Origin of the sequence: Pseudomonas sp. JV241A (assembly GCF_900275665.1) — a bacterium.
GTDB lineage: Bacteria > Pseudomonadota > Gammaproteobacteria > Pseudomonadales > Pseudomonadaceae > Aquipseudomonas > Aquipseudomonas wadenswilerensis.
The window spans coordinates 130,559-153,433 of sequence record NZ_OPYO01000010.1 but is presented as its reverse complement, the minus strand read 5'-3'; the positions used below and the strand labels follow the sequence as shown (position 1 = coordinate 153,433).

Below are 22,875 nucleotides of genomic sequence, written 5' to 3'. Positions count from 1 at the left end.
TGACACGGCCCTTGTGCCAGCGCTTCGATCAATTAAGGTGCAGCTCCACCCTGCGGTTCTGCGCGCGGCCGGCATCGGTCGAGTTGTCGGCGATCGGCTGGCTTTCGCCACGGCCCTGGCTGGTGACTTTCGACGGCGCCAGGCCCTGACTGATCAGATACTCGGCAACGCTACTCGCACGCCGCTCGGAGAGTGCCTGGTTGTAGGCATCGGAACCCTGACTGTCGGTATGGCCGATGACCTTGACGCTGACGACGTTGGCGCCATTGAGCTTGCCGGTCAGCGCCTGCAGCTGTTGATGGGCCGCGCTGGTCAGTTCCGCTGAGTCGTAGGCGAACATCACGGCGCCCTGATCGTTGAGGGTGATCACTTCTGAAGTAGCCGCAGGTTCCGCCGCTTTCTGACTGGTCGGGTACTGCGGCAGCGGGCAACCGGTGTGGCTGACCGGAGTGTTGGCCGGTGTATCGGGGCAACGGTCGCGACGGTCGAACACGCCGTCTTCATCTTTGTCACCGTCCTGGGCATAACAGATCAGGCCGCCGGCAATTGCACCGGCGGCACCGGCGCCGGCTGCCCAGGCGGAGCTTTCGATGGCGCCCAGGCCACCACCGACCAGGCCGCCCAGCAGACTGCAGATAGGCCAGGTCCTTTGATTGAGTGGGGCACTGCCATCGCTGTGGGTCGCGCAACCGGAGAGCAGGCTTGCGGCCATAAGGACCGGCAGCGCGGCCTTGGAGAGAACACTCATGAGAATTGCTCCTGTGTCACCGGCCTCTACCGGTCACACAGGAGTAAAGACCGGCCTGCGGTACTTCTCAAGCCGCAGGCCGCTGGCGCTTCAGCGCTCGATGCGAATTTCCGTACGACGGTTCTGCGCCCGGCCATCGGCAGTGGCATTGTCGGCCACCGGCTGGGTTTCACCCGCGCCCTGTACCGAGACAAAGCTGGCGCGTGGCACACCGCTCTCGATCAGGTACTCGGTGACCGAACGGGCGCGGCGTTCCGAGAGTTTCTGGTTGTAGGCATCGGAGCCTTTGCTGTCGGTATGGCCGGTGACGCTCAAGCGCGCGCTCGCCGCTTCGTTTTTCAGGCGCGTGGCAATGGTATTGAGGCGTTCCTTGTCGGCCGCGGTCAGCTTGGCCGAATCGAATTCGAAGTGAACATCACGGATGACAATGACCTCTTCCTTGACCACGGCCACTTCTTCAACCACGGCCACCGGCTCTGGTGGACAGCCGTTGGCATCGACCTGCACGCCACGCGGTGTGCCCGGGCACTTGTCGCGGCTGTCTGGCACGCCATCGCCATCTTCGTCGCCATCACCATGGGCCCAGCAGTAGCCCGCCGCCAGGCCACCGCCCAGCAACGCGCCCCAGCCTGCCCAGCTGGAACTTTCGATGGCGCCCAAGGCTGCGCCGCCTACGCCCCCGACGGCAGCACACTTCGGCCAGTCGGTTTTTTGCAAACCTGCACAACCAGTCAACACGCTGGTTAGCAGAACCAGAGGTAATGCTGTGCGTACTATGCTCATTTTGATGCATCTCCTAGGGGGAATCGGTGCAAAACCGATGCTCTGGGAGTAAAGACCGCCTCATTGATATCCGCCAGCAATAGGCCATGATGCGACGGCGCAGCACTATGCCAAGTGACGCCAGACCGTTAATCTTGACGCATCTGACCGAGGATTCCCGATGATGGACGGCTTTTCCCAACGCACTCCGCAACAGGCCCTCGCCGCCCTGCTCGATCGCCACGTACCGCAACGCCTGCTATTGATAGGTGAGCGATTTCCGGCCCTGGAGGCTTTCGCCCTGGCCCATCCCGAGGTGCACATCGACGTCGCCAGCCCCGGCCCGCTACCTGTGGAGCTGGCAGCGCAACGCTTCGACCTGGCGCTGCTGGTCGATTGCCTGGAGCACCTGCCCAAACGCGATGGCCTGCAGTTGCTCGGCGGCATCCGCAACCTCAATACCAGCCGCGTGGCGGTGCTGGCCGACTTGAGCGCCTGCGGCTGGCAGGAGACCGACTTCTTTGCCCTGGCGTTGCAGGCCAGCGAAAAATTCAAGCGGGATGCGCAGGTTCTGAACCTGTTCACCTATGATCTACGTGAATACAAACAGGTCCCGGACTGGCTCAACGCCAAGTTCTGGGCCAACCCGGAAAATTTTGGCAAGTACTGGTGGTGAAGCAATGAGTATCTCGGTTTGTCCCTGCGGTAGCGGCGATCTGCTTGATACCTGTTGCGGGCATTATCACGCAGGGCTTCCCGCCCCCGACGCACAGACCCTGATGCGTTCGCGCTACAGCGCCTACGTGCTGGGGCTGGTCGACTACCTGGTGACCACCACCCTGCCGGTGCAGCAGGCAGGGCTCGATCGCGAGGCGATCAAGGCCTGGAGCCAGCAAAGCACCTGGCTGGGCCTTGAGGTGGAAAGCGCCGAGGTGTTCGGTGGCAAGCCTGAACATGCGTTCGTGACCTTCACCGCCCGCTGGCACGACAACGACGGCGAGCATTGCCACCGCGAACGCTCGGCTTTCGTGCAGAACCAGGGCTGCTGGTACTTCATCGACCCCACGGTTGGCCTCAAGGCCACGCGCAACGATCCCTGCCCGTGCAACAGCGGACAGAAATTCAAGAAGTGCTGCTCCAGTTACCTGGGTAGCTGAGCCTGATGGCCCGCCTGTTGCTGATCGGCGTTTTGCTACTGCAACTGGCGGGTTGCGCCAGCTGGCTGGACGCTGACTATCAGGACCCGCAGGTCCATCTGCTCAAGGTCGAACCGCTGAAGATGCGCCTGCTGCAACAGGAGTTCGTGCTCCATGTGCAGGTCGACAACCCCAATGACAGCCGTCTGTTCATCCGTTACCTGGGCTACAAGGTGCTGATCAACGACCTGCCGCTGACCGAAGGCGAAGCCAGCCTGTGGCGCAGCGTCGGCCCTCACGCGCGGCGCACCTTCAAGATTGCGGTGCGCACCAACCTCTGGCAGCAGGTCAAACCCCTGGCAAAACTGCTCAAGGGCGCCGAGGGTCCATTGCGCTATCGCCTGGAAGGTGAGCTCAGCAGCGGATTATTCTTCGCTCGCGACCTGCACTTGTCGCGCAGTGGTGAGATAATTCCCGGCGATCTTATTCCGGAGTAACCCAAGATGACCCAGCAACCCCATGTCCATGGCCCTGACTGCAACCACGATCATGATCACCACGACCATGACCATGGCCATGTACACGGCCCGCACTGCAACCACGGCCACCAGGAGCCGGTGCGCAACGCCCTGAAGGACGTTGGCCGCAACGATCCGTGCCCATGCGGCAGCAGCAAGAAGTTCAAGAAGTGCCACGGGGCCTGATCGCGGCCCCATAGCAGTGGTCGCCGCTTGTGTCCTGCGCAGGCGCGACCGCTAGCCCCACCCTTTCAGGCTTGACGTCACGTCAGCTACTGAAAATAAAGGCTGCGCCCCGCTTGCATGGCGTGATCGCGCTCACTAACGTAGCGCCTTTTACCGCCACGCCCTGCAGGAGCCTGAACATGGCCGCGCCAGCCCTTCCCCCTTTTACCCCCCGGTTCGGCGTAGCCGCTGCGTTGCTCGGGCTGCTCAGCCTGGGTGGCTGCCAGATGGCCGGCCAGCGTGACAGCGTGCTGCCCAGTACCGGCGTGCAGCCGCTCAAGGGCCTGGCGCAGAATGTTTCGGTACGCCGCAACGCCATGGGCATGCCGCTGATCGAATCGAGCAACTTCCACGACGCACTGTTCGCCCTGGGTTACGTCCACGCCGGTGACCGTATCGGCCAGATGGTCGGCATGCGCCTGCTGGCTCAAGGTCGCCTGGCGGAAATGGCCGGCGCCGATGTGCTGGAAGTCGACCGCCTGATGCGCGCGGCCAACCTCAAGGCCAGCGCCAACCAGCTGTACGCCGATGCCTCGCCACGCCTCAAGCGTTTCTTCGAGGTGTATGCCCGCGGGGTCAACGCTTATATGTTCCGCTACCGCGACAAGCTGCCGGCGCCACTGGCGCAGAGTGGCTACCGCCCGGAATACTGGAAGCCCGAGGACTCGGCGCTGATCTTCTGCCTGTACAACTTCAGCCAGTCGGTCAACCTGCAGGAAGAACTCGCCGCCCTGGGCCTGGCGCAAAAAGTCGGCACCGACAAGCTGGCCTGGCTGTTGCCAAGCTACCCTGACGAGCCCCTGGCCCTGGCCGAAACCGACAAGCTCAAAGGCCTGAACCTGAACACCCAGCTGGCGGGCCTGGCGCCACTGACGGCGGTCAGCGAACAATTGGCCGCGCTCAACCTGCTCGGCACGGCCGGCTCCAGCAACTGGGCGATTGCCCCGCAGCGCAGCCGCAGCGGCAAGAGCCTGATGGCCAGCGACAACCTCGGCGCCTGGGCCATGAGCCCGGTGCAGATCCGTTCGCCCAAGTACCAGGCCGCGGGCGTGTCGATTGCCGGCCTGCCGCTGGTGCTCTCCGGCTACAACGGCAAGCTGGCCTGGAGCGCCAGTGCGGTGATGGCCGACAACCAGGACCTGTTCCTGGAAAAACTGCGCAAGGAAGGCAGCCGCCTGATGTACCAGGCCGACGGCAAATGGCTGCCGGCCCAGGCACGCAACGAGACCTTCTTCATCAAGGGCCAGCGCCCGCTGCGTGAAACCCTGTACGACACCCGCCACGGCACCCTGCTCGGCCAACCGCAGAATGCCAGCCTGGGCCTGGCCCTGCGCATGCCTGAGCTCAAGGGCGACCAGAGCCTGGACGCCTTCTTCAACCTGTCGCGGGCGCAGAATGTCGAGCGCGCCTTCGACAACACCCGCGAGATTGGCGCTGCGGCGCTGAACTTCGTGTTTGCCGACGCCAGCAATATCGGCTGGCAGGTCAGCGGGCGCTTCCCCAACCGCCGCGAAGGCCAGGGCCTGCTGCCGTCGCCGGGCTGGGACGGACGCTACGACTGGGACGGTTACGCCGACCCGATGCTCCACCCCTATGACCAGGACCCGCCCCAGGGCTGGATCGGCAATGCCAACCAGCGCAGCGTGCCCAAGGGCTATGGTATGCAGCTGTCCAACAGCTGGTACTACCCCGAGCGCGCCGAGCGCCTGGCGCAACTGGCCGGCAACGGCAAGCACGACAGCCGCAGCCTGATGCTGATGCAAAACGACCAGACCACGCTGTTTGCCGACAAGCTGAAAAAGATGTTCCAAGCCCCCGGCATGGCCCAACCGCTGAAACAGGCGATCGACGCCCTGCCTGCCGAGCAACGGACCAAGGCCCGCGAGGCCTACACCCGCTTGATGGCCTTCGATGGTCGGCTGAGTACCACTTCGGCAGATGCCGCCCTGTACCAACTGTTCCTGCAGGAAAGCGCCAAGCTGACCTTCCTCGACGAGCTCGGCCCTGAATCCAGCCCGAGCTGGCAGGCCTTCGTCGGCAACGCCCGGCTGTCGTACTCGGCCCAGGCCGACCACTTGCTCGGTCGCGAAGACAGCCCGTTCTGGGACGATCAGAAAACCGCGCAAAAAGAAGACAAGCCGGCCATTCTCGCCCGCAGCCTGGCAGCAGCAATCACTGCCGGCGAAGCGCAACTGGGCAATAATCAGCGCGCCTGGCAATGGGGCAAGCTGCACCAGTACCGCTGGCCGGCGCCGACTTTCCATGGACTGGGTGACGCGGTCAGTCGCGGCCCGCTGGCCACGGGCGGCGACCACAGCACCTTGAACCTTGCGCCCTATGCCTGGGGCAAGGACTTCAACGCGCAATTGGCACCGTCACTGCGCATGGTGGTGGACTTCGGCCAGATTGAACCGCTGCAACTGCAAAGCAGCAGCGGCCAGTCCGGCAACCCGGCCAGCCCGCACTTTGCCGATGCTCTGGATGCCTGGTTCAAGGGCCGCTACATGAGCCTGCCGCTGCAACCACAAAACTTCGACCGCGCCTACGGCAACAAGCGCCTGACCCTGGTGCCGGGCAGGTAAAACCGCGCAATCCGCATGCGCAGCAGGTGCAATGCCGGCTGCGCTGATCCATATCAACAGCCCCCGCCGGCAAATCCCTTACAACGAAACTGAGGCAAGTTTCGTTACCCGCCTCTGCCTGATGAACCATAAAAACGATTGCAGCCCTGCGCCCAGGGGACCACCTCAGGCCAGGTGACTAAAGGAATAATGCAATGGCATCTGCCTTCTCCCGTCTGGCCCTGGTGGCCACGACCGTGTTCTCGTTCTCCGTCCTCGCCAGCGAGCCGTCCCCGGCAGCGGCGGCCGACAGCGAACTGCTTGCCCGAGGCAAATACATCGCCCAGCTCGGCGACTGCATTGCCTGCCACACCGCCCCGCAAGCACCGGAAATGGCCGGTGGCCTGCAACTGAAAACGCCGATGGGTACCATCTACTCCAGCAACATCACCCCCGACCCGGACACCGGCATCGGCCGCTACAGCTTCGAGCAGTTCGACAAGGCCATGCGCGAAGGCGTGACTCCGGACGGCACCAACCTCTACCCGGCAATGCCCTACCCGTCCTACGCGAAAATGAGCGAAGCGGACATGCGCGCCCTGTACGCCTATCTGATGCAGGGCGTGACGCCGATCAGCCAGTCCAACCAGGAAGCGGACATGAGCTGGCCGTTCAACATGCGCTGGGGCCTGTCGCTGTGGAACTTCGCCTTCGTCGACAGCGAGCCCTTCGAGCCCGATCCCGCCAAGGACGAAGTGCTCAATCGGGGTGCCTACCTGGTGCAGGGCCTGGGCCATTGTGGTGCCTGCCATACCCCGCGCGGCATCGCCTTCCAGGAAAAGGCCATGAGCGACGCCGGCCGCAGCGGCAAGCACTTCCTCGCCGGTGAAACCGTGGAGCATTGGCAGGCCCTGAGCCTGCGCAACCTGTGGACGGTGCAAGACACCGTGCAATTGCTCAAGACCGGGCAGAACCGCTTTGCCACGGTGTCGGGCAACATGGCCGACGTCATTCATCACAGTACCCAGCACTTCAGCGACGGCGACCTGGTGGCCATCGCCAGCTACCTGAAATCGCTGCCGCCGGGCAAGGATGACCTGCCGATGCCGGATATTCCGCTGGCCGCAGCCGTCGCCCCGGATGACCTGTTCAGCAGCCGCGGCGGCCTGGGCTACACCCAGTTCTGCAGCGATTGCCACCGCCCGGACGGGCGTGGGGTCCCGGGCCTGTTCCCGCCGTTGGCCGGCAACCCGAGCATCGCCTCGGCCAACCCGACCTCCTTGCTGCACATCACCCTCACCGGCTGGGAGACCGCGCAAACCGCCACCCATTCGCGGATCTACACCATGCCGGGCTTCGCCCGCCTGGCCGATGAAGAAATCGCCGAAATCCTGAGTTTCGTGCGTAGCCGCTGGGGCAACGACAGCTCGCCGATCACCGCCAAACAGGTGAAAACCCTGCGTGGCCAGCTCAACCCGCAGACCACCGACTCAACGGCGTTTGAAACCCCGCGCCTGGCCAACCTGCTCGCCGCAGCCAACGCCGACCAGGTGATCCGCGGCATGCGCCTGCACTTGCAGACCCGCGAGTTGCTGCCGGACAACGTTGGCAACGCGCTGAACTGCACCAGTTGCCACCTCAACGCCGGTACCGTGGCCGACGGCTCGCCGTTTGTCGGCGTTTCGGCGTTCTTCCCCAGCTACGCACCCCGGGCGGGCAAGGAAGTCACCCTTGAAGAGCGCATCAATGGCTGCTTCCGTCGTTCGATGAACGGCAAGCCGCTGCCGCCGCAATCAGCGGACATGCAGGCGATGGTGGCCTATTTCGACTGGATGAAAATGAACACCCAGCCGGGCGACAAAGTGGCCGGGCGCGGGGTCGGCAAGATCGATACCGCGATCAAGCCGGACCTGGACAACGGCAAGCAGGTGTATGCCGAACAATGTGCGGTGTGCCATGGCAGCAATGGCGAGGGCCTGGCCCGTGAAGACGGCAGCCTGGTGTACCCGCCGCTGTGGGGCGATCAGTCGTTCAACATCGGCGCCGGTATGGCCCGCACCTATACCGCCGCAGCGTTCGTCAAACGCAACATGCCGATCGGCTTCCACGAGAAGTTCCCGCTGGGCCAGGGTGGCTTGAGTGATCAGGAAGCGGTGGATGTCGCAGCCTGGTTCTCGCAGCAGCCACGGCCGGACTTCCCGGACAAGGTCAAGGATTGGCCTAACGGTGGCAAGCCGGTGGATGCGCGCTACTGAGGCTATTCAGGGCCGCGCTGCGGTCCATCGCTGGCAAGGCCAGCTCCCACAGAATGTGGGCGCTGGCCTGGAATATGGTGTGAAACTTGCTATCACTGTGTTGTCTGGCATCGACCGGTAACGGCTTTGTGCCACCCCAACACTTTGCGAATCCAAGGACACACAATGAAAAAAGCATGGCTGACGCTTTCCGCACTCGCGTTGTGTCTGGCTGCGGGGAATACCCTGGCCAAGGAATACAAGGAGCTGCGCTTTGGCGTCGATCCGTCTTATGCACCGTTCGAATCGAAAGCCGCCGACGGTACTCTGGTGGGCTTCGATATCGACCTGGGCAATGCCATCTGCGCTGAGCTCAAGGTCAAGTGCAAGTGGGTGGAAAGCGACTTCGACGGCATGATTCCGGGGCTCAAGGCCAATAAGTTCGATGGTGTGATCTCGTCGATGACCGTTACCCCGGCGCGCGAGAAAGTCATCGACTTCTCCAATGAACTGTTCTCCGGCCCCACCGCCCTGGTATTCAAGAAAGGCTCGGGCCTGACTGCCGACCCGGCCTCGCTCAAAGGCAAGACCGTCGGCTATGAGCAAGGCACCATCCAGGAAGCCTATGCCAAGGCAGTGCTGGATAAAGCCGGAGTCAAGACCCAGGCCTACCAGAACCAGGACCAGGTCTACGCCGACCTGACCTCCGGACGCCTGGATGCCTCGATCCAGGACATGCTCCAGGCTGAACTGGGCTTCCTCAAATCGCCAAAAGGCGTCGACTACGAAGTCAGCCAGCCGGTCGAAAGCGAATTGCTGCCGTCCAAGACCGCCATCGGTATCAAAAAAGGTAACACTGAGCTCAAGGCGCTCCTGGATAAAGGTATCAAAGCGTTACACGACGATGGCACCTACGCCACGATCCAGAAAAAACACTTCGGTGACCTGAACCTCTACAGCGGCAAATAACCATTGGGGGAACCGGTAACGCCGGTTCCCCCATGATCGTGTCTACTGGCATAGGTTCGTTTCATGTTCGAAGACCTGCTGCAGTTCCTGGGGCTCTCGGCATTCAGCTTGAAGGGCTTTGGCCCCTTGCTGCTGCAGGGCACCTGGATGACCATCAAATTATCCATCATGTCGCTGCTGGTCAGCGTTGGCCTGGGCCTGCTCGGCGCCAGCGCCAAGCTCTCGCCGGTGCGCCCGCTGCGCCTGATCGCCCAGGCCTACACCACGCTGATTCGCGGGGTGCCGGACCTGGTACTGATGCTGCTGATTTTCTACAGCCTGCAAACCTGGCTGACGACCCTGACCGATACCATGGAATGGGAATACATCGAAATCGACCCGTTTGCCGCCGGGGTCATCACCCTCGGTTTCATCTACGGCGCCTATTTCACCGAAACCTTCCGCGGCGCCATCCTCGCCGTGCCCCGTGGCCAGGTCGAAGCAGCAACCGCCTACGGCCTCAAGCGCCTGCAACGCTTTCGCTTCGTGGTCTTCCCGCAAATGATGCGCTTCGCCCTGCCGGGCATCGGCAACAACTGGATGGTGATGCTCAAGGCCACCGCCCTGGTGTCGATCATCGGCCTGGCCGACCTGGTCAAGGCCGCCCAGGATGCCGGCAAAAGCAGCTACCAGCTGTTCTACTTCCTGGTGGTCGCGGCCTTCATCTACCTGTTGATCACCAGTGCCTCGAACGTGGGCCTGCGCTGGCTGGAACGGCGCTATAACGTCGGTACCCGGGAGGCCATCCGATGATCGAACTCCTGCAGGAATACTGGCGCGACTTCCTCTACACCGACGGCACCCACATCACCGGCCTGGCCATGACCATGTGGCTGCTGACCGCGTCGCTGGCCATCGGCTTCGTGGTCTCGATCCCGCTGTCGATTGCGAGGGTTTCGCCGCGCTTCTGGATTCGCTGGCCGGTGCAGTTCTACACCTACCTGTTCCGCGGCACGCCGTTGTATATCCAGTTGCTGATCTGCTACACCGGGATCTACAGCCTGGAAGCGGTACGCGCCCAGCCAATGCTCGACAGCTTTTTTCGCGATGCGATGAATTGCACCATCCTCGCCTTCGCCCTCAACACCTGCGCCTACACCACGGAGATTTTCGCCGGGGCGATCCGCAGCATGAACCACGGTGAAGTCGAGGCCGCCAAGGCCTACGGCCTGCGCGGCTGGAAACTTTATGCTTATATCATCATGCCGTCGGCGCTGCGCCGTTCGCTGCCGTACTACAGCAACGAGGTGATCCTGATGCTGCATTCCACCACGGTGGCCTTCACCGCCACCGTGCCGGACATCCTCAAGGTCGCCCGCGACGCCAACTCGGCCACGTTTCTGACATTCCAGTCGTTTGGCATTGCCGCCGTGATCTACCTGTGCGTGACTTTTGCCCTGGTAGGGCTGTTCCGCCTCGCCGAACGTCGCTGGCTGGCTTTTCTAGGACCGACTCACTAGGACTGATATGCATCACTCGACTCACGACATTCTGGCACCGGTGCCCGGCATTGCCCGCCAGATCCACAGCTTCCACTTCGGCCCGCGTGACGCCGGCAAAATCTACATCCAGGCTTCGCTGCATGCCGACGAACTGCCCGGCATGCTGGTGGCCTGGCACCTCAAGCAACGCCTGGGTGAACTGGAGGCCCAGGGCCGGTTGCGCCGCGAGATCGTGCTGGTGCCGATCGCCAATCCGGTGGGCCTGGAGCAGGTGCTGATGGATGTGCCGCTGGGCCGTTACGAACTGCAAAGCGGCGAGAACTTCAACCGCCACTTCGTCGACCTGAGCGACCAGATCGGCGACCAGATCGCCGATCACCTGAACCAGGACCCGCAGCACAACATCGCCCTGATCCGCGAAAGCCTGCGCCGCGCCCTGGATGCCCATGCCGCCCACACCCCCCTGCAATCCCAGCGTCTGACCCTGCAGCGCCTGGCCTGCGATGCCGAGATGGTGCTCGACCTGCACTGCGACTTCGAAGCCGTAGCGCACCTGTACACCACCCCGGAAGCCTGGCCCCAGGTCGAGCCGCTGTCACGCTACCTCGGGGCCCAGGCCAGCCTGCTGGCCACCGATTCGGGTGGCCAGTCCTTCGATGAGTGCTTCACCCTGGTCTGGTGGCAATTGCAGCAGCGCTTCGGCAAGCAGTTCCCGATCCCCCAGGGCAGCTTCTCGGTGACCGTCGAGTTGCGTGGCCAGGGCGATGTCAGCCATCCGCTGGCCGAACAGGACTGTGCGGCAATCCTCGATTACCTGACCCGTTACGGCGCCATCGACGGCGAACCGGCCGCCCTGCCCGCCCTGAGCTACCCGGCAACGCCGTTGGCCGGTGTGGAGCCGGTGGCAACTGCGCTGGGCGGCTTGCTGGTATTCCACGTCAAACCGGGCCAGTACCTGCAGGCCAATGAACTGATCGCCGAAGTCATCGACCCGTTGACCGACCGGGTAACCCCGGTGCGCAACACCCAGCCCGGCCTGCTCTATGCCCGCTCGCTGCGGCGCATGGCCACCGCCGGCATGGTCATCGCTCACGTGGCCGGTAACCAGGCCTACCGCAGCGGCTACCTGTTGTCGCCTTGAATCTCACCTTTAGAGCCTGCGCATGTACAAACTGACCATCGAAGACCTGCACAAACGCTACGGCGAGCACCATGTGCTCAAGGGCGTTTCGCTCATAGCGAAGACCGGCGACGTGATCTGCCTGATCGGCGCCAGCGGCTCGGGCAAGAGTACCTTCCTGCGTTGCATCAACTTCCTCGAGCAACCCAACGAAGGCAGCATGACCCTCGACGGCAAGCCGGTGCACATGACCCAGGACCATCATGGCCTGCATGTCACCGACCCGGACGAACTGCAGCGCCTGCGCACACGCCTGGCCATGGTGTTCCAGCACTTCAACCTGTGGAGCCACCTGAGCGTGCTGGACAACATTGCCATGGCGCCGCGGCGGGTGTTGGGGGTGAGCAAGCACGAAGCCGAAGAACGCGCCCGGCGCTACCTGGACAAGGTCGGCCTGGCGCCACGGGTGGCGGATCAGTACCCGGCATTCCTCTCCGGCGGCCAGCAACAACGGGTGGCGATCGCCCGGGCACTGGCGATGGAACCTGAAGTCATGCTGTTCGATGAGCCGACCTCGGCCCTCGACCCGGAGCTGGTCGGCGAAGTGCTGCGGGTGATTCAGGGGCTGGCCGAAGAAGGCCGGACCATGATCATGGTTACCCACGAAATGGCCTTCGCTCGCAAAGTGGCGAGCCAGGTGATGTTCCTCCACCAGGGCCTGGTGGAGGAACAAGGGCCGCCGGAAGAGGTGCTGGGCAATCCGAAGAGCGAACGCCTGCGTCAGTTCTTGAGCGGCAACCTCAAGTAGGGCTCAGGCGACGGGTGCCGGCGGTGGCTCGTCCGGCAAGGTCGGCTCACCGGGTTCCATCGGCGGATTATCGCCTGGTTGCGGCGAGTCCGGAGTGTCTGGATCAGGCTGACCGGGCACGCCACCTGCCTGCACGATGTGCGGGTGCGGATGAGCCAGCAACGACCAGGCCAACACCCCAACGCTGTTGGGTTGCAGCACGGCCAGCTTGGCACTGATGGTCGGGTCGAGTTTCATGGGCTGCTCCTGGTTGACGTCCGCCTGGCGTGGTGCCGGACGGAACGGTTCAACTCTTTGGAGTCTGCCGGCGGCGAGGAATTCCCTCGTTTTGTCGCCTCAGGTGCGTGGCAGGGTGACGCCGCGCTGGCCCTGGTACTTGCCGCCACGGTCCTTATAGGACACTTCGCATTCTTCATCGGATTCGAGGAAGAGCATCTGCGCCACGCCTTCGTTGGCGTAGATCTTTGCCGGCAGTGTGGTGGTGTTGGAGAACTCCAGGGTCACGTGACCTTCCCACTCAGGCTCGAGCGGGGTGACGTTGACGATGATGCCGCAACGGGCATAGGTGCTCTTGCCCAGGCAGATGGTCAGCACGTTACGCGGGATACGGAAGTATTCGACGGTACGGGCCAGGGCGAACGAGTTCGGCGGGATGATGCAGACGTCGCTCTTGACGTCGACGAAGCTGCCGGCGTCGAAATTCTTCGGATCGACGGTCGCCGAGTTGATGTTGGTGAACACCTTGAACTCGTCGGCGCAGCGCACGTCGTAGCCGTAGCTGGAGACGCCGAAGGAGATCAGCCGATTATCGCTCTCACCGCGCATCTGGCGCTCGACGAACGGCTCGATCATGCCGTGCTCCTGCGCCATGCGGCGAATCCACTTGTCCGATTTGATGCTCATGGCGGGGGTGTCCTGAAATTGCGTGGTGAAAAAATTCTGTGCGGCATCTTACCGGGCCCGGCGCCGGGTTCAAAGTTCCATGCTGCATCAACCGTCGGATCCACGTATGACGGGGCCTGCACGGGGGCCCCAGGCACCGTCAGTCATGAATTATGAGAAAGCATCACAAGACCATTGGCACGTTCTGGAAAAAGGGTTAAGGTGACGCCACTGTGCTGCACGTGTCACTGAGAATATCTACCTGATGCAAGATTTCGATCAACCCATCTTCATGAATTTTCTGCCTCTTTGCACTCAGTCTCGGCCAGGGCGTTTCCTGAGTCGTAGTTAACTTTGTCCAAGGAGACAGACCATGTCCAATCGCCAAACCGGTACCGTTAAGTGGTTCAACGATGAAAAAGGCTTCGGCTTCATCACCCCACAATCCGGTGACGACCTGTTCGTACACTTCAAAGCCATCAAGGCTGACGGCTTCAAGAGCCTGAAAGAAGGCCAAGCGGTCTCTTTCATCGCTACCCGCGGTCAGAAAGGCATGCAGGCTGAAGAAGTAGAAGTTATCTAACTTCCGCTTTACAGCTTGAAGAAAGCCCCGCCCTTAACAGGTGGGGCTTTTTTTATGCCCTGATTTTAGGCTGCCTGGTGGCCCATCGCTGGCAAGCCAGCTCCCACAAGGTCCAGTGCATGCAGAACCTGTGGGAGCTGGCTTGCCAGCGATAGCATCACCTCAATCTTCGCTGATAGTGATATTCGGCATCGCCGGTGCCGCCGCTTCCTGCAACACGATCCGCGCCCCCACCTGGCGGGCCAGCTCCTGGTAAACCATGGCAATCTGGCTTTCCGGCTCGGCAATCGCCGTCGGCTTGCCGCTGTCGGCCTGCTCACGGATCAGCATCGACAAAGGCAACGATGCCAACAGCTCGACACCGTACTGGGCCGCCAGCTTCTCGCCACCGCCTTCGCCGAACAGATGCTCGGCATGGCCGCAGTTCGAGCAGATGTGCACGGCCATGTTCTCGACCACACCCAGCACCGGAATGTTGACCTTGCGGAACATCTCCACGCCCTTCTTGGCATCGAGCAACGCCAGGTCCTGCGGCGTGGTGACGATGACCGAACCGGCCACCGGGACTTTCTGCGCCAGGGTCAGCTGGATGTCGCCAGTGCCCGGCGGCATGTCGATCACCAGGTAGTCGAGGTCGTCCCAGGCGGTCTGGGTTACCAGCTGCAGCAGTGCCCCGGAGACCATCGGCCCGCGCCAGACCATCGGCGTGTTGTCGTCGGTCAGAAACGCCATGGACATGACCTCGACACCATGGGCCTTGAGCGGCACGAACCACTTCTGCTCGCGGATCTGCGGCCGTGTACCTTCGGCGATACCGAACATCACGCCCTGGCTCGGGCCATAGATGTCGGCATCGAGAATCCCCACCCGCGCACCTTCACGGGCCAGGGCCAGGGCCAGGTTGGCGGCGGTGGTCGACTTGCCGACACCGCCCTTGCCCGAGGCTACGGCGATGATGTTCTTGACGTTGGCCAGGCCCGGAATCTGCGCCTGGGCCTTGTGCGCGGCGATGACGCAGTTGATCTCGACCCGCGCCGAGGCAACCCCGTCGATACCTTCGACGGCCGTTTGCAGAACTTGCGCCCAACCGTTCTTGAACAGGTCGGCGGCATAGCCCAGTTGCAGTTGCACGCTGACGCGATCGCCCTGGATATCGATGGCCTGGACACAGTCGGCGCTGACCGGGTCCTGGTTCAGGTAAGGGTCGGTGTACTGGCGAAGAACGGCTTCGACGGCTGCGCGAGTGACGGCACTCATGGAGACTCCCGTGATAAAGACTGAGCAAAACAGACCACTATGCTAACCCGCCATACATCCTCAGATACGTCCATGGGGTGAAATATATTTCCCGGCGTTTTATAGTGGCCGATCACCGTTTCATCTCAAGTAGCCGAAAAAAGTAGCCGAGCCCCCATGTCCGAGCCACGTCAGATTCTCGTCACCAGCGCCCTGCCCTATGCCAATGGTTCCATTCACCTTGGCCATATGCTCGAGTACATCCAGACAGACATGTGGGTGCGCTTCCAGAAGCTTCGCGGCAACCAGTGCATTTATGTCTGCGCTGACGACGCCCACGGTTCGGCCATCATGCTGCGCGCCGAGAAGGAAGGCATCACTCCTGAACAGCTGATTGCCGCCGTCCAGGCCGAGCACAGCGGGGATTTCGCCGATTTCCTGGTCGATTTCGACAACTTCCACTCGACCCACGCCGAAGAAAACCGCGAGCTGTCGAGCCAAATCTATCTCAAGCTGCGTGACGCCGGGCACATTGCCACCCGTTCGATCACCCAGTACTTCGACCCGGACAAGAAAATGTTCCTGGCCGACCGCTTCATCAAGGGCACCTGCCCCAAGTGCGCCGCTGAAGACCAGTACGGCGACAATTGCGAAAAATGCGGCGCCACCTATGCGCCGACCGAGCTGAAGAACCCCAAGTCGGCGATCTCCGGCGCCACCCCGGTGCTCAAGGACTCGCAGCACTTCTTCTTCAAGCTGCCCGACTTCCAGGCCATGCTCCAGCAGTGGACCCGCAGCGGCACACTGCAGGACGCGGTTGCCAACAAGATCGCCGAATGGCTGGATGCCGGCCTGCAGGAATGGGATATCTCCCGTGACGCGCCGTACTTCGGCTTCGAGATCCCCGACGAGCCGGGCAAGTACTTCTACGTCTGGCTGGACGCACCGATCGGCTACATGGCCAGCTTCAAGAACCTCTGCGCACGCCGCCCGGAGCTGGACTTCGATGCGTTCTGGAACAAGGACTCGAAAGCCGAGCTGTACCACTTCATCGGCAAGGACATCGTCAACTTCCACGCCCTGTTCTGGCCAGCCATGCTCGAAGGCGCCGGCTACCGCAAGCCGACCGGCATCAACGTGCACGGCTACCTGACCGTCAACGGCTCGAAGATGTCCAAGTCGCGCGGCACCTTCATCAAGGCCCGCACCTACCTGGATCACCTGGCGCCGGAATACCTGCGCTACTACTACGCCTCCAAGCTGGGCCGCGGCGTCGACGACCTCGACCTGAACCTGGAAGACTTTATCCAGAAGGTCAACTCCGACCTGGTTGGCAAGGTGGTCAACATTGCCAGCCGTTGCGCCGGCTTCATCCACAAGGGCAACGACGGCGTAATGGTTGACGGCGACGCCGCGCCTGAGCTGACCGAAGCTTTCCTCGCCGCCGCGCCGGGCATTGCGGAAGCCTACGAAGGCCGCGACTTCGCCCGGGCCATGCGCGAAATCATGGGCCTGGCCGACCGCGCCAACGCCTGGATTGCCGACAAGGCGCCATGGTCGCTGGCCAAGCAGGAAGGCAAGCAGGACGAAGTCCAGGCGATCTGCGCCCAGGGCATCAACCTGTTCCGCCAGCTGGTGATCTTCCTCAAGCCGGTGCTGCCAGTGCTGGCCACCGACGCCGAGGCGTTCCTCAACGTCGCCCCGCTGACCTGGGCCGACCATCAGACCCGCCTGAGCAACCACCAGCTCAACCCGTTCAAGGCGCTGATGAGCCGTATCGACCCGGCCAAGGTCGAAGCCATGACCGCTGCCTCCAAGGAAGACCTGGCGGCCAGCCAGACCAGCGTTGTCACCGGCAATGGTGAACTGACCAAGGACCCGCTGTCGGCCGAGATCGACTTCGACACCTTCGCCGCCGTCGACCTGCGGGTTGCCCTGATCCTCAAGGCCGAAGCCGTGGAAGGCGCCGACAAGCTCTTGCGCCTGACCCTGGATATCGGCGACGAGCAGCGCAACGTGTTCTCCGGCATCAAGTCGGCCTACCCGGACCCGGCCAAGCTCGAAGGTCGCCTGACCATGATGATCGCCAACCTCAAGCCACGCAAAATGCGTTTCGGCGTCTCCGAAGGCATGGTCATGGCCGCCGGCCCTGGCGGCGAAGAGATCTACCTGCTCAGCCCTGACAGCGGCGCCAAGCCGGGCCAACGCATCAAGTAAGGCTCTCGCCCCGACTGATTGCGGCCGGGGCGTTCTCATCCTCGCGTCATTGCCGGATAATGGCGGACAGCCTCAGCATTCGGCCCCCTCATGAGCGAATTCTTCCTGGCCCTGGTCAGCGCCGCGCTGATCAACAACCTGGTCCTGCACCAGGGGCTGGCCATCGACCCACTGCCACGCAGCAGTACCGATCAGTATCGGCGTCAGGTGCATGCGCTGGGGCTGGCGACTTTGCTGTTGCTGGTTTTGACCGTCGGGATCGGGCAACTGATTTATCGCTTGGCGTTGTTGCCCCTGGCGCTTGAGTACCTGCGCCTGTTCGTGTTCCTGGCGCTGAGCGTGCTGCTGATCTCGCCACTGCTCAAACTGCTGACACACCTGCTACCGGCCCTGCCGTTCGATGACCTGCTGCCACTGCTGCTGGCCAACATGGCACTGCTAGGCTTGAGCCTGCAGGTCAGTGAAGGCGGCTATGGCATCGCGCAAACCCTGGGCTGGAGCCTGGGGGGCGGCCTGGGTTTCTGGCTGGCCCTGAGCCTATTCGCCGACCTGCGCCAGCGCAGCGACAACGACGATATCCCCATGGCTTTTCGCGGCCTGCCGATCGAGCTGATCGGCGCCGGCGTAATGGCCATGGCGTTTCTCGGTTTCAACGGATTATTCAACCCATGAGCCTGATTCAACGCATCGACGCCCTGCTGCCGCAGACCCAATGCGGCAAATGTGGCCACCCGGGTTGCCGGCCTTACGCCGAAGGCCTCGCGGCGGGCGAAGCGATCAACAAATGCCCGCCTGGGGGCCGCGAAACCATCACCGCCCTGGCCCGGCTACTGGATGTGCCGGTGATCGAACTTGATCACGAGCGCGGCCATGCACCGGCGCAGGTCGCCTATATTCGCGAAGCCGAATGCATTGGCTGCACCAAATGCATCCAGGCCTGCCCGGTGGACGCCATCATCGGCGCGGCCAAGCTGATGCACACCGTGATCAGCGCCGAATGCACGGGCTGCGACCTGTGCGTGGCGCCCTGCCCGGTTGACTGCATTGACCTGCTGCCGCTCACCGCCAGCAGCAACGTCGTGCCAATTGTCGGCGGCCTGGCCCGGGACGCCGAAGCGCTTGCAGCCCGCGGCCACAAGCGCAACCATGCCCGGCGGCGCTTTGAGCAGCGCAACCAGCGCCTGCAGCGCGAAGAAGCACGCAAGCAGGCCGAACGCCTGGCTCGCAGCCAGCGTGCGGCCAACGCCACCGTCGCCACCTCGAGCGCGGTTGTCGACGACCCGATCAAGGCCGCCATCGAACGCGTCAAGGTGCAAAAGGCCGCTGCCGCCGATGCCGCCCTCAAGCAGGCGAAAATCGCCGCTGCCATGAGCCGGGCGCAACTGAACAAGGCCAGGGCTGCCTTTGGCGATGTACCTAGCGAGGCCCAGCAAGCACAACTGGCTGAACTTGAGAGCGAAGCGCAACTGGCCCAGACACGCCTGCAAGCGCTACAACCGGCAGCCGGCGATGGCCGCGGCTGATAACCGCGAGCGCCTGCGCAGCACCATGGCCCTGGTGCTGCTGGCCTGTGCGCCAGGGTTGCTGACCTTATTGTGGCTGCACGGCTGGGGGCTGCTGCTGAATCTGCTGCTGTGCGCCAGTGCCGCGTTGGCAAGCGAAGCGATGCTACTGAAACTGCAACAACGGCCGAGCCTGCCCGCACTGAACGACGGCAGCGCCCTGGTCACTGCCGTCCTGCTGACGGCAGCACTGCCCGCCTACGTCCCCTGGTGGCTGCCAATGATTGCCGCCAGCAGCGCCATTGCCCTGGGCAAACAACTCTACGGCGGTGTCGGCAAGAATCTGTTCAACCCGGCAATGGTTGGCTATGCGCTGGTGTTGTTGGCGTTTCCACAGCATATGACCCAGTGGCCGGTCACTCAGGTGCTTGGACTGACAGACACGCTGCAGCAGGTATTCGGCCTTGGTTCCGGCAGCCAGCCGGATGCCTGGGCGCAAGCCACGGTACTGGACGGCCTGCGCAACAACCGCAGCCTGACCATGGATGAGCTGTTCGCCAGTCATCCGGGCTTCGGGCGCTTGGGTGGCCGGGGCAGCGAAGCGGTCAACCTGGCCTTTTTGCTCGGCGGCCTGCTGCTGTTGCAGCGCAAGGTCATCAGCTGGCACGCCCCGGTCGGCCTGCTGGCCAGCCTGATGCTGATCAGCCTGGTGTGCTGGAACGGCTCGGGCTCGGACTCCAACGGCTCGCCGCTGCTGCATCTGCTGTCCGGCTCTACCATGCTGGCTGCGTTTTTCATCGTCACCGAGCCGATATCAGGGCCGAAAAGCCCAAGGGCCAAGCTGCTGTTTGGCATCGGCGCGGGCTTGCTCATCTACCTGATCCGGACCTGGGGCAGCTATCCCGACGGCGCCGCGTTCGCGGTATTGTTGATGAATCTATGCGTTCCGACGCTGGAGCGCTGGGCAGAGCGTGGGCAGACGCAATGAACACCTCATCGATACGCACCGCGCTGCTGTTATTGACGCTTATCGTGCTGGCCGTAGGCGGCACGGTACTCTGGCAGCAGTTCACCGCCCCGCGCATCACTGAAGCCGAGCAACAGCTCAAAGCCCAGCGCTGGCTGAGCGTGCTGCCAGAACAGCATTACGACAACCAGCCGCTGCAACACCCCCTGCGCCTGGGGGCCGCCACCCTGGATCACAGCCGCCTGCTCGCAGGCTATCTGGCGACCCTGAAGGGCCAGCCCCGCGCGGTCGTGCTGCATAGTCAAACCCAGGGCTACGGCGGCCCGCTCGACCTGCTGATTGCCATTGACGAGGGCGGTCGCCTGATCGGCGTCAAGGTGTTGCAGCAACAGGAAACCCCAGGCCTGGGCGGCAAGCTGGTTGAGCCCGGCAACACCTGGCTGCAGGGTTTTGTCGGCAGCAGCCGGCAAAGCACTGCCGATACAGCCTGGGCGCTCAAGCGAGATAGCGGCCAGTTCGATCAACTGGCCGGCGCTACCGTCACCTCACGCGCAGTCATTCAGGCTACCCACGATGCCCTGCGCTATTTCGACGAGCACCGTCAGCAGCTTCTCGCTGGAGCCGCCGATGAATAGACCATGGCTCGCCGCCGTAAGCCTGGCACCCTTGCTGGGAGCTACCCAGACGTTGCTGCAGGCCAGTGCCATTGCGCTGTGCAGCCTGCTGGTCATCGGCCTGCACCGGCTGTGCATGACACCGCTGCGCAAGGTGCTGGACGGTAGCGCCAAGCTGTTCGCCAGCGTGCTGCTGGCAGCCTTGCTGGTCACCTGTCTGGAACTGGGCCTGCGCGCCTGGGCCCTGCCGCTGTCGCTGGCACTGGCCCCCTATCCGGCATTGATCGCCGTACAATGCCTGCTGTTCGAGTTTGCCCTGGGTAACAATGCCCGCTGGCGTACTGCTGCGATGACGTTGGCAGGATTCGCCTCGCTGTGCATTGCCATGGGGCTCACGCGACAGTTGCTGGGCGAATTTGCCAATCTGCGCCTGGCCAGCCTGTTGCCGGGTGCGCTAATGCTTCTGGGCCTGTTACTGGCCTTGTATAACCGGGTTCGCCAGAGGCGGGCCCCTTCACGTCGTCAAGGAAAGCTTTGACCCCATGAATGCCGCCAAACGCCTGGAAATCTTTCGCAGGCTGCACGAAGACAACCCCGAGCCGAAAACCGAGCTGGCCTACACCAATCCTTTCGAACTGCTGATTGCGGTAATCCTCTCGGCCCAGGCCACCGATGTCAGCGTGAACAAGGCCACGGCCAAACTGTATCCGGTCGCCAATACCCCGGAAGCGATCTACGCCCTGGGCGTTGAAGGCCTGTCCGAATACATCAAGACCATCGGCCTGTACAACAGCAAGGCGAAAAACGTCATCGAAACCTGTCGCCTGCTGGTCGAGCAGCATGGCAGCCAGGTGCCGGAAACCCGTGAAGCGCTGGAAGCCCTGCCCGGAGTTGGCCGCAAGACCGCCAACGTGGTGCTGAACACTGCGTTTCGGCAAATGGCCATGGCCGTCGACACGCATATCTTCCGGGTCAGCAACCGCACCGGCATAGCCCCGGGCAAGACTGTTCTGGAGGTCGAAAAGGCTTTGATGAAGTTCGTGCCCAAGGCTTACCTGCTGGACGCTCACCACTGGCTGATCCTGCATGGCCGCTATGTGTGCCAGGCACGCAAGCCCCGCTGTGGAAGTTGCCGCATCGAAGATTTGTGCGAGTACAAGCAGAAAACCTCGGACGATTGAGCGGATAGTGAAAACACTGCCCAGTCGATTGAAAAAATCTTTTTTACCCGCTCAGAAATTCTCGCTATAAGGTGCGCCAATGGCCCTCTTGGCTTGGAGTGACTTATGAGCACCGATAAAGAAGACCTGGATGTAGAGGTAGTAGACGACATCGGCACTGAAGATGCAGATGACGAGCCCCAGGTTGAAGTGGCGAAAACCAACCTGAGCAAACGCCGCACCATCGATAACCTGCTGGAAGAGCGGCGCTTGCAGAAGCAATTGGCCGATTACGACTTCGACCTCTGACGGATCGACGTCTATTAATCAAAAAGCCTCCTTGCTGGAGGCTTTGTTGTTTCTGGGTGTATCAAACCAGACCGTTGCGCTGGGCCAGTTCGATCAGGTCAACCAGCGAGCGTGCATTGAGCTTGAGCAGCAAACGCGTCTTGTAAGTGCTGACCGTCTTGTTGCTGAGAAACATGCCATCGGCGATCTCCTTGTTGGTCTTGCCCCGCGCCAGTTGCTGCAGGACCATCATTTCCCGCCCCGACAAGCGCTCGACCATATCAGCCTCGCTTGAGCCACCGAGGTTCGACCGTACCGAATGCAGCGCCTGGTTCGGGAAATAGCTGTAGCCGGAAAGCACCGCCTTTATGGCACTGAGCAACTCGGTGAGATCCTGTTGCTTACAGACATACCCGGCTGCCCCTGCCTGCATGCAGCGCATGGAAAAATGCCCGGGTGCCTGGGACGTCAGCACCAGTACCTTGATACCGGCATTATTGGCGGTCAACCTGGCGATGACCTCCAGGCCATCAAGCTTGGGGATGCCGATATCCAGAATGACGATGTCCGGGCCATGCTCCCGCGCCAGCTGCAACGCGTCCACGCCGTTATCCGTCTCCGCAATGACTTCATAACCATGCCGCTCCATCAACATGCGTACAGCCAGGCGAATGACCGGATGATCATCCACGATCAGGACTTTATTCATGGGCAAATCCAATTGTTCGCTGTTCTATTTTTTGAGTCCGCACAATAGCCTAGTTACATGACATATTGTATTGCGCCATTAACCAGCAATTGCATACAAGGACACTGCCTACAGCCTTAAAAGAATTATCCTACAAAGCACCTAAATAACGATAC

The 22,875-nt window shown here is 62.3% G+C and carries 25 protein-coding genes and 1 pseudogene; 20 read left to right on the top strand and 6 right to left on the bottom strand.

What is annotated here, in order from left to right; all coding sequences use genetic code 11:
* Positions 1-28: 28 nt before the first annotated feature.
* Positions 29-748, bottom strand: a complete 720-nt coding sequence (locus JV241A_RS05780) for an OmpA family protein (protein WP_115085650.1) — start codon at positions 746-748, stop codon at positions 29-31.
* Positions 749-838: 90 nt separating this feature from the next.
* Positions 839-1,531 (bottom strand): OmpA family protein, encoded by a 693-nt coding sequence (locus tag JV241A_RS05775; protein WP_134061548.1) that lies wholly within the window; start codon positions 1,529-1,531, stop codon positions 839-841.
* A gap of 160 nt (positions 1,532-1,691) precedes the next feature.
* Here JV241A_RS05775 and JV241A_RS05770 point away from each other — a divergent pair, with 160 nt between their 5' ends.
* From JV241A_RS05770 to JV241A_RS05720, 11 genes are all read left to right on the top strand, one after another.
* Positions 1,692-2,186 (top strand): DUF6231 family protein, encoded by a 495-nt coding sequence (locus JV241A_RS05770; protein ID WP_134061547.1) that lies wholly within the window; start codon positions 1,692-1,694, stop codon positions 2,184-2,186.
* Positions 2,187-2,190: 4 nt separating this feature from the next.
* Complete coding sequence (locus JV241A_RS05765) at positions 2,191-2,667, top strand: YchJ family protein (RefSeq protein WP_115085647.1); 477 nt, start codon at positions 2,191-2,193, stop codon at positions 2,665-2,667.
* A 5-nt stretch (positions 2,668-2,672) separates the two neighbouring features.
* Positions 2,673-3,143 carry an LEA type 2 family protein gene (locus tag JV241A_RS05760; protein ID WP_134061546.1) on the top strand — a complete coding sequence of 157 codons (471 nt, stop codon included), beginning with the start codon at positions 2,673-2,675 and terminating at the stop codon, positions 3,141-3,143.
* Positions 3,144-3,149: 6 nt separating this feature from the next.
* Complete coding sequence (locus JV241A_RS05755) at positions 3,150-3,350, top strand: SEC-C metal-binding domain-containing protein (protein WP_010221064.1); 201 nt, start codon at positions 3,150-3,152, stop codon at positions 3,348-3,350.
* Between the two features lie 179 nt (positions 3,351-3,529).
* Entirely contained in the window at positions 3,530-5,971 is a 2,442-nt protein-coding gene (locus JV241A_RS05750; protein ID WP_134061545.1) for a penicillin acylase family protein, read from the top strand.
* Between the two features lie 194 nt (positions 5,972-6,165).
* Positions 6,166-8,205: a c-type cytochrome gene (locus JV241A_RS05745; protein ID WP_115085644.1), complete on the top strand. Its 2,040-nt coding sequence runs from the start codon at positions 6,166-6,168 to the stop codon at positions 8,203-8,205.
* Between the two features lie 165 nt (positions 8,206-8,370).
* Positions 8,371-9,153: a transporter substrate-binding domain-containing protein gene (locus JV241A_RS05740; protein ID WP_115085643.1), complete on the top strand. Its 783-nt coding sequence runs from the start codon at positions 8,371-8,373 to the stop codon at positions 9,151-9,153.
* A gap of 63 nt (positions 9,154-9,216) precedes the next feature.
* The gene (locus tag JV241A_RS05735) at positions 9,217-9,945 is read left to right on the top strand and encodes an ABC transporter permease (RefSeq protein ID WP_115085642.1); all 729 of its coding nucleotides are present in this window, start codon (positions 9,217-9,219) and stop codon (positions 9,943-9,945) included.
* A complete protein-coding gene (locus tag JV241A_RS05730) occupies positions 9,942-10,652 on the top strand; it encodes an ABC transporter permease (protein ID WP_115085641.1) in 711 nt (236 codons plus the stop codon). The genes JV241A_RS05735 and JV241A_RS05730 overlap by 4 nt, the downstream gene beginning before the upstream one ends.
* Positions 10,653-10,659: 7 nt before the next feature.
* Positions 10,660-11,775 carry a succinylglutamate desuccinylase/aspartoacylase family protein gene (locus JV241A_RS05725; RefSeq protein WP_115085640.1) on the top strand — a complete coding sequence of 372 codons (1,116 nt, stop codon included), beginning with the start codon at positions 10,660-10,662 and terminating at the stop codon, positions 11,773-11,775.
* A gap of 22 nt (positions 11,776-11,797) precedes the next feature.
* Positions 11,798-12,562, top strand: coding sequence for an ATP-binding cassette domain-containing protein (locus JV241A_RS05720; protein WP_134061544.1), 765 nt, complete (start codon positions 11,798-11,800; stop codon positions 12,560-12,562).
* A gap of 3 nt (positions 12,563-12,565) precedes the next feature.
* Here JV241A_RS05720 and JV241A_RS05715 read toward each other — a convergent pair whose 3' ends face one another.
* Together JV241A_RS05715 and dcd are read right to left on the bottom strand one after the other, a co-directional pair.
* Positions 12,566-12,799 (bottom strand): hypothetical protein, encoded by a 234-nt coding sequence (locus tag JV241A_RS05715; RefSeq protein ID WP_134061543.1) that lies wholly within the window; start codon positions 12,797-12,799, stop codon positions 12,566-12,568.
* Positions 12,800-12,898: 99 nt separating this feature from the next.
* The gene (gene dcd / locus JV241A_RS05710; RefSeq protein ID WP_115085637.1) at positions 12,899-13,465 is read right to left on the bottom strand and encodes a dCTP deaminase; all 567 of its coding nucleotides are present in this window, start codon (positions 13,463-13,465) and stop codon (positions 12,899-12,901) included.
* Positions 13,466-13,817: 352 nt separating this feature from the next.
* Here dcd and JV241A_RS05705 point away from each other — a divergent pair, with 352 nt between their 5' ends.
* Positions 13,818-14,027 (top strand): cold-shock protein, encoded by a 210-nt coding sequence (locus JV241A_RS05705; RefSeq protein ID WP_010221054.1) that lies wholly within the window; start codon positions 13,818-13,820, stop codon positions 14,025-14,027.
* 162 nt (positions 14,028-14,189) lie between these two features.
* On the opposite strand, the gene apbC is transcribed toward JV241A_RS05705, so the two are convergent.
* On the bottom strand, positions 14,190-15,284 hold the full coding sequence (apbC, locus tag JV241A_RS05700) for an iron-sulfur cluster carrier protein ApbC (RefSeq protein ID WP_134061542.1): 1,095 nt from the start codon (positions 15,282-15,284) through the stop codon (positions 14,190-14,192).
* A gap of 156 nt (positions 15,285-15,440) precedes the next feature.
* Here apbC and metG point away from each other — a divergent pair, with 156 nt between their 5' ends.
* The 8 genes and pseudogenes from metG (at position 15,441) to JV241A_RS05660 (ending at position 22,032) form a co-directional block, all read left to right on the top strand.
* Positions 15,441-17,480 carry a methionine--tRNA ligase gene (gene metG / locus JV241A_RS05695; RefSeq protein WP_115085635.1) on the top strand — a complete coding sequence of 680 codons (2,040 nt, stop codon included), beginning with the start codon at positions 15,441-15,443 and terminating at the stop codon, positions 17,478-17,480.
* 90 nt (positions 17,481-17,570) lie between these two features.
* Positions 17,571-18,152: an Rnf-Nqr domain containing protein gene (locus JV241A_RS05690; protein ID WP_134061541.1), complete on the top strand. Its 582-nt coding sequence runs from the start codon at positions 17,571-17,573 to the stop codon at positions 18,150-18,152.
* Positions 18,149-18,985 (top strand): annotated as a pseudogene (gene rsxB, locus JV241A_RS05685) (electron transport complex subunit RsxB); the annotation flags it as partial. The gene JV241A_RS05690 and the pseudogene rsxB, both read left to right, overlap by 4 nt.
* A 4-nt stretch (positions 18,986-18,989) precedes the next feature.
* The gene (locus tag JV241A_RS05680) at positions 18,990-19,970 is read left to right on the top strand and encodes an RnfABCDGE type electron transport complex subunit D (RefSeq protein ID WP_134061539.1); all 981 of its coding nucleotides are present in this window, start codon (positions 18,990-18,992) and stop codon (positions 19,968-19,970) included.
* Complete coding sequence (locus tag JV241A_RS05675; RefSeq protein WP_134061538.1) at positions 19,967-20,584, top strand: RnfABCDGE type electron transport complex subunit G; 618 nt, start codon at positions 19,967-19,969, stop codon at positions 20,582-20,584. Before JV241A_RS05680 ends, JV241A_RS05675 begins: the two co-directional genes overlap by 4 nt.
* Positions 20,577-21,101: an Rnf-Nqr domain containing protein gene (locus JV241A_RS05670; RefSeq protein WP_115085630.1), complete on the top strand. Its 525-nt coding sequence runs from the start codon at positions 20,577-20,579 to the stop codon at positions 21,099-21,101. Before JV241A_RS05675 ends, JV241A_RS05670 begins: the two co-directional genes overlap by 8 nt.
* 4 nt (positions 21,102-21,105) lie before the next feature.
* Positions 21,106-21,744, top strand: coding sequence for an endonuclease III (gene nth / locus JV241A_RS05665; protein ID WP_115085629.1), 639 nt, complete (start codon positions 21,106-21,108; stop codon positions 21,742-21,744).
* A 105-nt stretch (positions 21,745-21,849) separates the two neighbouring features.
* On the top strand, positions 21,850-22,032 hold the full coding sequence (locus JV241A_RS05660; RefSeq protein WP_115085628.1) for a hypothetical protein: 183 nt from the start codon (positions 21,850-21,852) through the stop codon (positions 22,030-22,032).
* A 61-nt stretch (positions 22,033-22,093) separates the two neighbouring features.
* On the opposite strand, the gene JV241A_RS05655 is transcribed toward JV241A_RS05660, so the two are convergent.
* Positions 22,094-22,720 (bottom strand): response regulator transcription factor, encoded by a 627-nt coding sequence (locus JV241A_RS05655; protein WP_115085627.1) that lies wholly within the window; start codon positions 22,718-22,720, stop codon positions 22,094-22,096.
* Positions 22,721-22,875: the final 155 nt, after the last annotated feature.